This is a genomic window from uncultured Ruminococcus sp., from assembly GCF_946415235.1.
Lineage (GTDB): Bacteria > Bacillota > Clostridia > Oscillospirales > Ruminococcaceae > Ruminococcus.
The window spans coordinates 1-13,483 of sequence record NZ_CAMKRR010000075.1 but is presented as its reverse complement, the minus strand read 5'-3'; the positions used below and the strand labels follow the sequence as shown (position 1 = coordinate 13,483).

Annotated in this window: 12 protein-coding genes and 1 tRNA gene; 7 read left to right on the top strand and 6 right to left on the bottom strand. The window is 48.4% G+C overall.

The window, feature by feature from the left end; all coding sequences use genetic code 11:
- Positions 1 to 2: 2 nt before the first annotated feature.
- Positions 3 to 78: transfer RNA gene (locus tag Q0R37_RS11740), tRNA-Thr, on the top strand.
- A 307-nt stretch (positions 79 to 385) separates the two neighbouring features.
- Entirely contained in the window at positions 386 to 2,731 is a 2,346-nt protein-coding gene (locus tag Q0R37_RS11735) for a glycoside hydrolase family 9 protein (protein ID WP_294754674.1), read from the top strand.
- Positions 2,732 to 2,787: 56 nt separating this feature from the next.
- Here Q0R37_RS11735 and Q0R37_RS11730 read toward each other — a convergent pair whose 3' ends face one another.
- The 4 genes from Q0R37_RS11730 to Q0R37_RS11715 form a co-directional block, all read right to left on the bottom strand.
- On the bottom strand, positions 2,788 to 3,099 hold the full coding sequence (locus tag Q0R37_RS11730) for a DUF1292 domain-containing protein (RefSeq protein ID WP_294754673.1): 312 nt from the start codon (positions 3,097 to 3,099) through the stop codon (positions 2,788 to 2,790).
- A 68-nt stretch (positions 3,100 to 3,167) separates the two neighbouring features.
- Positions 3,168 to 4,499, bottom strand: coding sequence for an aminotransferase class V-fold PLP-dependent enzyme (locus Q0R37_RS11725; RefSeq protein ID WP_294754672.1), 1,332 nt, complete (start codon positions 4,497 to 4,499; stop codon positions 3,168 to 3,170).
- An 11-nt stretch (positions 4,500 to 4,510) separates the two neighbouring features.
- Positions 4,511 to 4,807, bottom strand: a complete 297-nt coding sequence (locus tag Q0R37_RS11720; protein WP_294754671.1) for a sigma-70 family RNA polymerase sigma factor — start codon at positions 4,805 to 4,807, stop codon at positions 4,511 to 4,513.
- On the bottom strand, positions 4,794 to 5,027 hold the full coding sequence (locus tag Q0R37_RS11715; protein WP_294754670.1) for a hypothetical protein: 234 nt from the start codon (positions 5,025 to 5,027) through the stop codon (positions 4,794 to 4,796). Before Q0R37_RS11715 ends, Q0R37_RS11720 begins: the two co-directional genes overlap by 14 nt.
- A gap of 598 nt (positions 5,028 to 5,625) precedes the next feature.
- Here Q0R37_RS11715 and Q0R37_RS11710 point away from each other — a divergent pair.
- The 5 genes from Q0R37_RS11710 to grcA3 all read left to right on the top strand — a co-directional run bounded on the left by Q0R37_RS11710 (position 5,626) and on the right by grcA3 (position 10,102).
- Positions 5,626 to 6,837: an AI-2E family transporter gene (locus Q0R37_RS11710; protein WP_294754669.1), complete on the top strand. Its 1,212-nt coding sequence runs from the start codon at positions 5,626 to 5,628 to the stop codon at positions 6,835 to 6,837.
- Between the two features lie 177 nt (positions 6,838 to 7,014).
- Positions 7,015 to 7,176, top strand: coding sequence for a hypothetical protein (locus tag Q0R37_RS11705; protein ID WP_294754668.1), 162 nt, complete (start codon positions 7,015 to 7,017; stop codon positions 7,174 to 7,176).
- A gap of 291 nt (positions 7,177 to 7,467) precedes the next feature.
- Positions 7,468 to 9,570, top strand: coding sequence for a formate C-acetyltransferase (gene pflB / locus Q0R37_RS11700; RefSeq protein ID WP_294754667.1), 2,103 nt, complete (start codon positions 7,468 to 7,470; stop codon positions 9,568 to 9,570).
- Positions 9,548 to 9,769: a hypothetical protein gene (locus tag Q0R37_RS11695; RefSeq protein WP_294754666.1), complete on the top strand. Its 222-nt coding sequence runs from the start codon at positions 9,548 to 9,550 to the stop codon at positions 9,767 to 9,769. The genes pflB and Q0R37_RS11695 overlap by 23 nt, the downstream gene beginning before the upstream one ends.
- A gap of 93 nt (positions 9,770 to 9,862) precedes the next feature.
- Positions 9,863 to 10,102 (top strand): autonomous glycyl radical cofactor GrcA3, encoded by a 240-nt coding sequence (grcA3, locus tag Q0R37_RS11690; protein WP_294754665.1) that lies wholly within the window; start codon positions 9,863 to 9,865, stop codon positions 10,100 to 10,102.
- A gap of 100 nt (positions 10,103 to 10,202) precedes the next feature.
- Here grcA3 and Q0R37_RS11685 read toward each other — a convergent pair whose 3' ends face one another.
- Both Q0R37_RS11685 and Q0R37_RS11680 read right to left on the bottom strand, forming a co-directional pair.
- Complete coding sequence (locus tag Q0R37_RS11685) at positions 10,203 to 12,110, bottom strand: leucine-rich repeat protein (protein ID WP_294754664.1); 1,908 nt, start codon at positions 12,108 to 12,110, stop codon at positions 10,203 to 10,205.
- A 318-nt stretch (positions 12,111 to 12,428) separates the two neighbouring features.
- Positions 12,429 to 13,178, bottom strand: coding sequence for a CAP domain-containing protein (locus tag Q0R37_RS11680; protein WP_294754663.1), 750 nt, complete (start codon positions 13,176 to 13,178; stop codon positions 12,429 to 12,431).
- Positions 13,179 to 13,483 lie beyond the last annotated feature (305 nt).

The following is a 13,483-nucleotide window of genomic DNA, read 5'->3' as shown; positions in this document are numbered from 1 at the left end:
ATGCTGATGTGGCACAGTCGGTAGCGCAACGCCTTGGTAAGGCGTAGGTCGTCGGTTCAAGTCCGATCATCAGCTCCAGCGGGGAGCCCCCGCAGGCAAGTTCGCGTCTCAGTATAATTGGGACGCGAATTTTTTTCCGCGCATGAAGTAGTATCAATATTGTAACACATACACACGCAGATAGCGGTAAATAAGCGTTTCTTCTATGGGAGGGAACGCTTATTTATTTTATCGGCAGATAAATCGTCATATACCTTTCAAAACCTGCTGTCTTTTTTCTTATGAAAGCTGCCGACCTAAACCGCAAGTTATGCGTTGACATTTCGGGAGATATGCGTTAAAATGTAGTTAACGGAATTGATCTTACTCAGAAAGGAATGAGTTTATGAAGATATTTAAACGAGTATCGGCATTTGCGGTATCGGCTGTTACCGCTATGACGGCTTCGGCAGCTCTGCCTGCACACGCAGCAGCTACTCCCGATGTGGTGGATTATTATGAGACCGAAAACAACTGGGCGAAGCTTTTGCAGTACACACTGTATTTTTACGACGCGAATATGTGCGGTACGGACGTTTCCGAAAACAACCGCCTTTCATGGCGCGGAAACTGCCATGTTTACGACTCGAAAGTCCCTATGCACCCCATAGATGACGAGCACACGGGCACAAATCTCCCGTCGTCGTTCATGTCCGAGTACAAGGACATACTCGACCCCGACGGTGACGGCTTTATTGATGTATCGGGCGGCTTCCACGACGCAGGCGACCATGTGAAGTTCGGACTTCCCGAAGCATATGCGGCTTCTGTGGTATCGTGGGGCTATTACGAGTTCCGCGAGGCTTACGAGGAAACGGGACAGGCTGCACACGCGGAGACCATATGCCGTTATTTCTGCGACTACTTCATGCGAAGCACCTTCCGCGACAAAAACGGCAATGTTGTTGCTTTCTGCTATCAGGTAGGCGACGGAAGCGTTGACCATTCCTACTGGCAGTCCCCCGAGATCGACGCAATGGGACGCCCTGCGTTCTTTGCCACATCCGAGCTCCCGACTACGGACGACGTTTCCGAGAGCGCGGCTGCACTTGCCATAAACTATTACAACTTCAAGGACACCGATCCCGAATACGCCGAGAAGTGCCTTGACTACTCAAAGGCTCTCTTCGACTTTGCCAATAAAAACGACAAGGCAGTAGGCCCTCCGGGTGAAGGACCTATGAGCTTCTACACCTCCAGCAAGTGGGAGGACGACTTCTGCTTTGCGGCGGGCTGGCTTTACCTTATCACAGAGGATCATGACTACCTTGAAGCCTGCGAGAAGTACATTGACTACTATGCTCCTCCCGGATACGTTCTCTGCTGGAACGATATGTGGAACGGAGTGGGTATAATCTTCGGACGCATACAGGACATCTATCCCGAGGTTTGCGAGGAGACCCGCGCTGCCATAGGCAGAGGGCAGTATGAGGTCCTTGACTTCTGGGAAATGGAAGCAAAGGCGCTCAATACCGTTATGACCAAGAAGCTGACTCCTGCGGGATACTTTCACCTTGATACATGGGGAAGCGCAAGATACAATACTGCTGTACAGTTCACTGCTCTCGTATACGACAAGTATCAGAAGGGCAAGGACAGATACAACGACAAGAACGAGGACTACACTTTTACGAAGTGGTCTCTCGGACAGATGGAATACATCATCGGCGACAATCCTCTCGGCAGGAGCTACGTTGTGGGCTACGGCGAGAACAGCGTAAAGTACCCTCATCACCGTGCAGCTTCGGGACTTACAATGGCCGAAGACCCCGCAGAGCACAAGCACGTACTCTACGGAGCGCTTGCAGGCGGTCCCGATGAGAACGACGAGCACAACGATGTCACAAGGGACTGGGTATACAACGAGGTAACCATCGACTACAATGCTGCCATAGTGGGAGCTGCTGCGGGACTTTATCTCTACAAGGGCGACAAGACCATGAAGCCCGAGGAGGACTTCCCCCCTGCCGAAAAGGTCGATGATACGGAGCTTTTCTCGGGTGACGATTTCTGGGCGGCAGGCTACTGCTCGGACGCTCCCGAAAAGACAGGCTCGGGCGTTACAAAGCTCACATTCTTTGTCAACACCGACTCCCTCGAACCACACGACGATATATCCATACGCTACTATTTCAGCATCGAGGAATTCGAGAACAAGGTTATCCCTGGAAGCTTCGTGCTGCAAAAGACCTACGATCAGGTAGAGACCGAGGTAACGGACAGGTCCGCAGTCCTCTCACAGCCAAAGCAGTACAAGGACGATATATACTATATTGAAATATCGTGGCCTGACTACGCTATAGCCAATTCCAACAAGAAGTATCAGCTGATTATCGGCAACTACTACGGCGAGAAGTGGGACTCCTCCAACGACTGGAGCAAAAATGGAATGATCGACCTTACCGAAGAGGGCGAGGACTACGACAATATCGTAAGCGGAGTTGAGTTCGCAAAGCGCTGCGAGAATGTCTGCGTATACGCTGACGGAAAGCTCATCGGCGGAACAGAGCCCGACGGCACGAAGCCCGCAAAGGTATACAAGGTAGCACAGCTTGTAAGACTGAGAAAGATGCTGCTTGGGGGCTCGCCTTTCAGCAGCAAAGACGCCGCAGAGCAGTTCGACTTCAACGGCGACGGAAATACCGATGTATTTGACGAGGTCGAGCTCAGAAAGCTCCTCATTGCACAGTAAGCTTTATATAAAATTTAAGGGCGCACACTGTGCGCCCTTTTATCATGCATTAAAGCTTATTCAAACTCGTATTCTCCGCTGTAGTTCTTTTTGAACTCCTCAAATACCTTTCCGAGAAGCTCGTCGTCGTTCACCGATACAAAATCATCCTCCTCGGGAGTTTCACCCGGAATGACCTCAAGTATCACAACTTCGTCGTCCTCGTCGTCAAAGGGCAGAAGAACTGCATAAATATGCTCCTCGTATTCAACTGTTCCGATCATCTCAAAAGAGACTTCGTTGCCGTCATCATCCGTAAGAGTGATGTAGTTTTCGATCTCCTCTTCTTCCTCAAGCTCGTCGAGCTCTTTTTCGTTCATATCGCTCATGGCAGTACCTCCGCTAAAATAATATATCTCATTTTAACATATATCCCCGCAAATTGCAATAGCTTCCGCTAATTTTTCATCACAAGGACAGTCCCTATGCCGTAAGCGCGGAACACCTCTATGCAGCTGCGGTCTATTATCTCTCCGCTGACCGCTATGGGAACAGCAGGCGGACACGGTACTTTCACTGAAGCGCATACTCTCCCCTCTGCGTCCTCTGCCGCTATCTCCTCGGCAGGTGCAAAGGCGGCTTCGCGGATGGCGCAAGCCATCTTCGGGAGCTTCATCTGAAATGACGGCTTTCTCCTTTCGTATCGGGAAGCTCCCGATACCGCGCTCTCGAGCGCGGCGCGAAGCCGCCCGAAGTCCGCGGCAGATGAAGAAGGCGACATAAGCAGCACAAGGAGCTCCTCGTCAGCGTATTCACATTCTGCGCCGTTTTCCCTCAGGAGCTCTGCAAGCTCGTTCCCGCTGAAGCCGCTTTCGGCTGCCTTTATTGTTATATGAAATGGCTCCGACTCCGCAAATATCAGCCTGTCCGAAAGCTCTTTCTTTAGCTCGGCGATGTGCGGCAGAGCCGCTGCGATATCGTCTTTTATCCTGTCCGAGATATAACCGTTGCATAGGTCAAGCGAAGCCATTATAAGATAAGACGGACTTGTTGAGCCGAAAAGGCTCATTGCCTGTTTGAGCTTAGGAGCGTACTCCTCACAGGACGTATGCAACATAGCCGCTCCCGTGAGCGCAGACAGCATTTTATGCGACGAATCGCAGCAAAGGTCAGCTCCGAGAGCTATGGGGTGCAGGCTTTCCTCAAAAAAAGCAAGATGTGCGCCGTGAGCGTTGTCCACAAGGAGCTTCGCTCCTTGCATGTGACAAAGCGCCGCAAGTGCCGCGATATCCGCAAGTCTGCCTGTATAATCGGGAGAAGTGACATAAAGGCAGGCAGGCACTTCCGAAGCCTCCAGAGCAGCCTCGACCTCGGACAGCTCTATCCTGCCCGACAGTATACCGCCGCTGTACTCGGGAAGTATCCACTGCACATCGAGCCCGAGCAGAGCAGCCGCATTGAGAAAGGCGCGGTGAACGTTCCTGACAGCTATTATACGGCGGCTCTCCTGTTTCATAAGCGCAAGCATCGCCTGTATGCAGAGCGTAGAGCCGCCTGCGGAATATACCGTTGCGGCAGTTCCGTAAAGCCGTGATGCGTTCGCCTCGCTCTGAGCGATGATGCCGTCAGCTTCAAAAAGACTGTCCGCCCCCTTTATCTCGGTGATATCGAGGCTGTAGAGCTCCTCAAGCCCCTTTACGGGCGAAACGCCCTTGTGCCCCGGCATATGAGCGCGGAGCGCCCCCGAAGCGGCATAGCTCCGCAGAAAGTCATATATAGGAGTATCCATTTTATCTCTCCTCAGATGTAGTATTGAAGTATCCTGAACATTTTCATACGGGCGCGGGACATCATCTGCGAGACCGCCTGAGGTGATATCCCAAGCCTCTCGCCTATAGCTACAGTGTCCTCGCCCCTGAAATAGTATAGCATAATTATTTCCTTTTGTCTTGTGGTAAGCTCATTATTAATAACTTTTAACATTATACTCCGAAGCTTCCTTGCAGGCTCGTCATCGTCATCACAGCCGATTATCTTTCGTATGCCCCTGTCGGCAGCTCCCGTAAATGTATCGGAATATGTTTCACGCTTCGACACTTTCGTTACGCCTCCTCTGACATGAGGTTAGATGAGCTATTATCTCGGTAAGCTCAAGATTCTCCGTATAAAGCAGACGTATACGGCGGTCGAGGTCGAGCTGTTTGGCGCGGAGAAAGTCCCCCCTTTCGTGAAGTGAATGCCGCAGGACAAGAAGCTCACTGATACGCTTCCTGACAAGTGAGCGGCTTTGAGTGTAGTTTCTGATAAGATCTGTCATGATTTGCCCCCTTAAAAACAAATAAAGAAGCACGAAGCAGCAGGTGCTGTACCCGTTCCGCAGCAATTCGCCGCGGGACAGCATAACCAATAGTAAGTCTTTGTAAAGCAGCTTTTGCGAACTAATGTTCTATTCCTTGTAATTATATTATAGAACATCTGTTTCTGTTTGTCAAGAGTTTTTTTTATTTTTTACGTAATGACCAAATGCAGCCTGTGCATATAGTTATTTTCGGAAGCTCTTTTCCCTTTCGTTGACAAAAGCAAAGCATTGTTATATAATTAGTGTATCCTCAATAACCGCCATAAGGCGGTCATTTCCCCGAACCCTGTTCGGAGAGCGCAAATTCTTTAAAAAACGGAGAATTTGCGCGGCACACTAATTGATGTCAAGCTCATTTTGCCCCAAAGGGCAAAACAAGGTGCAAGAAAAAGTGGAATACCGTTATTTTTTCTTGCACCATGGCAACTAAAAATTGGCTTTATAACTCGAAATAATGCCAATTTTTAGTTGTTGAGCTGACATTAATCAGTGTATCCTCAATAACCATACAGTATCTTAGCCATAATAAGGAGTGATTCGCCTAAGGGCATAAACTATGGAAAAACGTGAGATAAAACAATATGTATTCATAGCGGCGCTTGCAATAGCCGTCTGCGTCATAAGTCAGAACTTCTCGGTGGTCTCAAATTTCGTATTATTAGTCCTCGGAGCTCTGAAATCACTGGTCATAGGCTTGTTTATCGCCTATATCTTCAATATTATCATGAACCGCTTTGAAAAGCTGTACTTTCCGAACAGCAGCTCAAAGCTTACCGAGCGCACCCGCAGACCTGTCTGCATAGCGGCGACCTTTGCGATCACTACAGCTATAATAGCCCTTATAATCTACATCGTGGTCCCCGAGATCGGAAATGCTTTCGGCGTTCTGTATGCGGAGATACCGCCTGCCTTTACTACAGCAAAGGACTTCGTAACGGGCAAGCTTAAGGAGTACCCCGAGATACAGCAGCAGATAAGCTCCCTTGAATTCGACTGGGCGTCTATCGCAGGAAAAGCCTCAAAGCTCCTCACCTCGGGACTTGCAGGTATACTCAGCTCCGCAGTGGGCATAATAGGAGGGCTCGCCTCAACTGTGACGAACCTTGTGCTCGGCATAATATTCGCTATATACCTGCTTCTCCGCAAGGATAAGCTCATACGCGACGCAAACCGTATAAGGCGTATATATTTCAGCGAAGATTTCAATAAAAAGAGCACAATAGTGCTCAGAACCGCCAATACTACCTTCCAGAGCTTCTTTGTGGGACAGTTCGTGGAAGCTATAATACTCGGCTCGCTCTGCTTCATTGGCATGAAGCTGCTGAAGCTGCCATATGCGGCTATGTCGGGAACTCTCGTTGGCGTTACCGCCTTTATCCCCATAGTCGGAGCTTTCCTCGGCGCAGGCATAAGCGCCTTCATAATCCTCACCGTTGACCCTATGCAGGCACTGATATTCGTTATCTTCCTTATCGTGCTCCAGCAGCTTGAGGGCAACATCATCTACCCGAGAGTAGTGGGCGGAAGCGTGGGACTTCCCAGCATATGGACGCTTGCAGCCGTTACCATTGGCGGCGGGCTCTTCGGAGTGCTCGGCATGATACTTGGAGTACCGCTGACGGCAACGCTGTATAAGCTCAGCTTCCGCGTCCTTGAAAGCAGGGAGGAAGAGCTGGGGATAGCCGTTCCCGGGGATAATAAGCCGCAAAAGCCCGAAAAGCCAAAGAAACAGCCCGTAAAGTCCAAAAAAGCAGACAAAAAGAAGTGATATCACATTGAAAGCGGTCACGGGAGTTCCGTAAAAACGACCGCAAAATATAAAAAGGAGAATGATATGAACAAATTCCAGACCGAATTTATGAACGCTGTAAAGGACATTCAGCAGCACTGTGTTGCAGTCGCATTATGCGAAGATCACGCTTAAAAAGAAGAAGAGCTCAACTCAGTGACTTCTGAAATAATATACCGTATAATGGAGCTTATTGACGGTTACAGTGAATTCAGCATGGGCAAACTGGATATAATAAATACGGATACGGGAGAATACTTAAAGAAAGACCCGTTTATCGAGCTTCATGACGCCGCTGCGGGATTTATCAAGGATTAAGGTGCGAACTGCACTGAAGCATTTGTGCTGATACGGCTTGAAGTTCTGTCAAATGCACAAATCCGTCAAACAATTTCATTACATTTTGATACGCGGCAGATTTCATGCCGCGATATTCTTCTATTCTCCGTAATTCAGAAACTATTCTGTCACGGTCGGGAGCGGACTTTGTAATCTGATAAAACGAAATACCCCCGTTTTTAGTTTTATCTATGCAACACAGTGTTTGACAATCGCTTTGCAAAGTGGTAAGATTACTATAGATATTAAAATTTAAAGGAGTAATGTGCTATGGTCAATTCATGGGCTAAGGAATGGGACGGCTTTACAGAAGGACGCTGGAGCAGCAGTTCCATAAACGTCAGAGATTTCATCAAAAAGAATTACACTCCTTACGAGGGCGATGAGAGCTTTCTTGCGCCGCCTACAGAGGCTACGAAGAAGCTGTGGGAACAGGTAATGGACCTCTCCCGACAGGAGCGGGAGGCAGGCGGAGTTCTCGACATGGATACAAGGATCATATCCACAATTACTTCACACGGCGCAGGCTATCTCAATAAGGATTTAGAGCAGATAGTAGGCCTACAGACAGACAAGCCCTTCAAGCGTTCTCTCCAGCCCTTCGGCGGTATCCGTATGGCTCAGCAGGCGTGTAAGGAGTACGGCTATGAGGTGGATCCCGAGGTAGTGGATATATTCACAAAGTACAGGAAAACTCACAATCAGGGCGTATTCGATGCGTACACTCCCGAAATGAGACTTGCACGTCACTCGGCTATACTCACGGGACTTCCCGACGCTTACGGCAGAGGACGTATAATCGGCGACTATCGCCGTGTAGCTCTTTACGGCGTGGACAGGCTGATCGAAGACAAGAAGCATCAGATAGATACTTCTCTCGTGAGAATGACTTCAAAAAATATCCGTCTCCGCGAAGAGCTTGCCGAGCAGGTCCGCGCTTTGCAGGAGCTGAAAAAACTGGGTGAGATATACGGCTTTGACATATCAAAGCCTGCGGCTAACGCAAAGGAAGCCGTTCAGTGGCTCTACTTCGGCTATCTTGCGGCAGTCAAGGAGCAGAACGGTGCGGCTATGTCTCTCGGACGAACTTCCACATTCCTCGATATATTCATTCAGCGTGACCTCGACCGCGGTATAATCACCGAGGAAAAGGCACAGGAGCTCATCGACCACTTCATCATGAAGCTCCGTATCGTAAAGTTCGCGCGTACTCCCGAGTACAACGAGCTCTTCTCGGGCGACCCCACATGGATAACGGAGTCTATAGGCGGCGTTGACGTTGACGGTCACCACCTAGTAACGAAAAACAGCTTCCGCTATCTCCACACTCTCGAAAATCTCGGAACAGCTCCCGAGCCCAATATGACCATTCTCTGGTCAACGAAGCTGCCGAGAAAGTTCAAGGAATACTGCGCCAGGATGTCTATAAAGACATCATCTATACAGTACGAAAACGACGATATGATGAGGGTAGTCCACGGCGATGACTACGCTATAGCCTGCTGTGTATCCTCAATGGTAGTGGGCAAGGAAATGCAGTTCTTCGGCGCGAGAGCCAACCTTGCAAAATGCCTTCTCTACGCTATAAACGGCGGTGTGGACGAGCGTCTCGGCTTGCAGGTAGGTCCCAAGTTCAGACCTGTTGACAGCGAGTACCTCGACTTCGACGACGTATGGGAAAAGTACATGGATATGATGGAGTGGCTGGCGGGACTGTACGTAAATACCCTCAATGTTATCCATTATATGCACGACAAGTACAGCTACGAGAGACTGCAAATGGCTCTCCACGACAGAGATGTAAAGCGTTACTTCGCAACAGGTATCGCCGGACTTTCGGTAGTCGCAGACTCACTTTCGGCTATCAAATATGCTAAAGTAAAGCCAGTCCGCAGGGACATTGAAATAAAGGACAAGGCAGGAAATGTTACAGGCGTTGCAAAGAATGTAGTTGTTGACTATGAGATAGAGGGAGACTTCCCCAAGTATGGCAACAACGACGACAGAGTTGACCAGATCGCAGTAACGGTAGTCCGCAAATTCATGGACTGCGTAAGGAAGCACCACACCTACCGTGACAGTGTACCAACTATGTCCATACTCACTATCACTTCAAACGTGGTTTACGGCAAGAAAACGGGAAATACTCCCGACGGACGCAAGCAGGGAGTTCCCCTTGCTCCCGGAGCTAACCCCATGCACGGCAGAGATACTCACGGCGCTGTAGCTTCGCTCTCGTCAGTAGCAAAGCTGCCTTTCAGACACGCACAGGACGGTATCTCCAATACCTTCTCCATAGTTCCCGATGCTCTCGGCAAGGACATGGAGGTATTCACGGGAGACCTTGATCTTGACAAGCTCAGAGGAGAATGATATGGGAATCCCCGAAAAAAACAGCTCCCCTGCGGAGCTTGCCGATCTTATAGATCAGCTCATGGCGCAGGGAAGCGGTCATGTAAATATAGTCGGAAACGGCTCGGAGCTGAAAGTGAATACCGTGAAAAGCACGGATATATGCGGCACAAAGGGTGCCTGCTGTCAGCCCACTGAACTCGAACCCGAAGAAGAATAAGTCGATTCATAATTAATATTCATCGCCGTAAGGCGATACCACAATTATGCATTATGAATTAAGAATTATGAATTATAAAAAAGGAGGATTTTTATGGATAACCGGAAACAGGTCGATAACCTCATAGAATTGCTTGACGGCTACGTTGAAAAAGGTGGTCATCATCTCAACGTAAACGTATTCACACGGGAAACTCTCCTTGACGCGCAGGCTCACCCCGAAAAGTACCCGCAGCTCACAGTAAGGGTTTCAGGCTACGCGGTAAACTTCGTAAAGCTCACAAAAGAGCAGCAGGACGACGTTATCTCGCGTACTTTCCATTCACATCTGTAAAATAAACCGAACATAAACGAGCTCCCTGCCAAAAAACTTGCGGGGAGCTCGTTATAGTTATAACAAGAATCACACTATCGCCTGAAGGCGATATTTTTTATCATTCCAGAGAATCAAAGTCGCCTACAAGGTAATTCTGTATCCACAGAGCGTCAAGGGAAGTTATACCTGTTCCGGGATTATAGACATCTCCGTTTACAACTCCCTGATCTGTGATATGATTGGTATCCGTTCCTTCAAGACCGTACTTATTTGGATTTGCAAGCGCCTGCATGATACGCACTGCGTCGCCCATTTCCACCTTGCCGTTGCAGTTGGCGTCTCCTGCCACACGGTCAACATACTTGTCGGGGATATCCTCGACCTCTACCTCAAGTATCGACTCATCAAATTCTGCATCGGGATCAAGTCTCATGAATTTGAGCCCGTACTCGTTTGCATATTTCTCGGCAGTGGAGTCCTTATATCCGAAGATTATGGTCTTATTGTTTCCTCTGATAGAGCTTGGCTCAAGATAGCAGTCAGGATTGAGCACCGCAACTCTTAATCCGTCTTCGCCGCTGTAGGAAGAGTTGATACCAAGTCTTTCCACGTACTCGACGCTCTCGGGAAGTACCATTCTGTTAAGCTCGTCAGAGTATACCGCATAGGTCTTTATGCTCTTAACGGAGCTTTCTTCACTGAATTTTATCTTTTTAAGATACTGACAGCGATAGAAGGTAAGTGTATTTATCGCTTCGAGCTTTTTGCCGAGCTCTACTTCTTCCAGTGCGGATAAGTACATGAACGAGCCGTCCCATACCGTTCTGACATTATCGCCTATCTTTACCCTCTTGACTATGGAATCATTGCGGGCAAGACCGCTGACTGCAACAACGGGGACTCCGTCTATCTCGTCGGGTATGATGAGCTCCTCCGTGTTGTCCATTCGGCAGCTGAAGATCTCATAGCCGTCGTCTGCTTTGCACCACCTCATGGTATCGCTGGTGAACGTCTCACGCTCCGGCTTCTCGGAGGGATCGAGCTTCTTTACGTATTCGCCGTTTTCGTACTGCTCGGGCGTACAGAACCTTATGTTGTTTTCCTCCGCAAATCTCTGAGGAGCAGAGCCTTCCTCGCATACTATTATGAAGCTGCTCCAGTCGCTGAGGTTTTCTTTCAGTACGCACCGGGGGTTCTTTATTATTATAACCGTATCGGCTTCCTTCGGAGCGTCCTCGCTCGTATACGGCGAGACGGGACAGCCGTTCAGCTGGCTTATGCCTGCGGGTATCTCAATGCTGCTGAAGCTTTTGTCGAAGAAAGCAGTGCGTCCTATGCTTACGAGCCTGTCCCCAAGCTTTACGCTCCTGAGAGACTCGCACTTTGCAAAGGCATTTTCGCAGATATATTTCAGGCCGCTTCCGAAGCTTATCTCCGATAATGATGTGCAGCTTTCAAAAGCAGACTCATCTATTTTTGCAAGACTGTCGGGGAACTGTAAGGAGGTCAGTCCCTTGCATAATGCAAAAGCATTTCTGCCTATGGTATCAAGCTTTCTGTTGAAGAGCACCTTTTCCATACTCTCGCAGCGATAGAAAGCGCCGCTGCCGATATATTCCAGCGCTTCGGGAAGCTCGATCCCCGTAAGCTCTGTGCAGCCTTCAAAGGCATAGTCTCCGATAGTTTTTATATTCTTTCCCAGCTTGACGTTCTGTACCTTTGTCGCATAGATCGCTGTCGCTTTTATTTCGGTAACGGGAATGTTCTTTACCTCATCAGGGATAACAATATCAAAAACAGATTCTTTATTCTTGTACTCATCTGTCAGCGACCTGACAGATGCATGGTCTTTGTATATATCATAGACGATGCCGAACTGCGTAAAGCTTTCGGGCTTGGTAAATTCATCTGTATCCACAGTTATGCACGGTACGGACTCGGCATATACAGTACCTGCCGATGCGGAATATGCTCCGCCGACAAGCAGTACAGCCATAACTGCTGCGATCAACTTTGTCTTTTTCATGTTACACTTCTCCTTTTTCTATTCTTAACCCCGATAAGATAATTTTAGCTTAGATCAAAATATTCTGAACGAAGTTCAGGTCAGCGGCTGCCTTGGGGCAGTCATTGCATACACAATAATTATAACATAATCATAAAAATATCACAATACTGCTACCCTATAATTCACAAATTGTTAACTTTTTGTTAACAGCAGCAATTTATGCACAGTATACCGTCCAAAAGCCGCCTGTCTGACGTATCACTATTGCCGACAGCATACAAAAAGGGCGGATATCATCCGCCCTTTACCGAAAATGTTCAATTGCGAACGGACATCTCATCTCGAAGAATTGTCCGCATATATGGCAAGTATTACCGAAGCATCAACTGCATCAACGAGCTCGTCGTTGTTCATATCCGCACGTGCACGCTTGCCGCTGTCGAGTTTCCCCTGCTTTCCCGAAGATGTGGCTGCATATTCCTGCATGACAATTGCGGCGTCAACTGCATCAATTATGCCGTCGTCATTGAGCTCGCCGTGCTGCTCGGGAAGATAGGCATAGCTGTACTCCTCAAACGAACTCATAAAGAGCTGCGTCCAGTAGTAGATACCGTCATGGTAAGCACAGCCTACACCGATATACCTGTAATTCGGGTTGAGTATACTGTCGCGGTGAGCTGTGGAATTCATCCAGCCGCTCATTACGCTTTCGGGTGTAGGAGAGCCTTTTGCGATATTCTCAGCGATATTCGACCATTTGAACCCCTGCTCGTCAAAGACATCGAGTCCCGACGTACCGTTGCTTCTCTGATGGCTCCAGAACACTGTAGTCTCTTTTACACGGATATCCGCACTCTTATTGAGCCGAGGGATCATTCTGAGCTCTGTAAGGCCTCTGCTCCGTCTTTCCTTATTAACGAGCCTTGCTACACTGTCAGTATACATAATGAGATTATGCTCGCTGACAGCCTGCTTTGCCGTTTCGGTCATGACCGTATTACCGACTGTAGCTGCAAAGGTGGAAGGAACTGTAATATAAGCTAATGTAATAACCACCGAACTAAGTAATGCTGCAATTTTCTTCATAGTAATGCCTCCTTTTTTCCCCGCCGCATGACATAGCAGTCAGAAACGGAGCTTCCAGAAAATACACACTTAACAATACCATGACTAAAATCATATCCCAATCAAATTATAGCACAGTCTACTACGCAAGTCAACATTTTATATATATTATTGTCGGTATATACAATCGGCAGTAACACCTTTTATCACATCAAACAAGACAGGCTGCACCCGAAAGTACAGCCTGTCTTTTAAGCATCTTCTCGATACGATTACTTGATCTCGATTGTAGCGCCAGCCTCTTCAAACTTAGCCTTGAGCTCGTT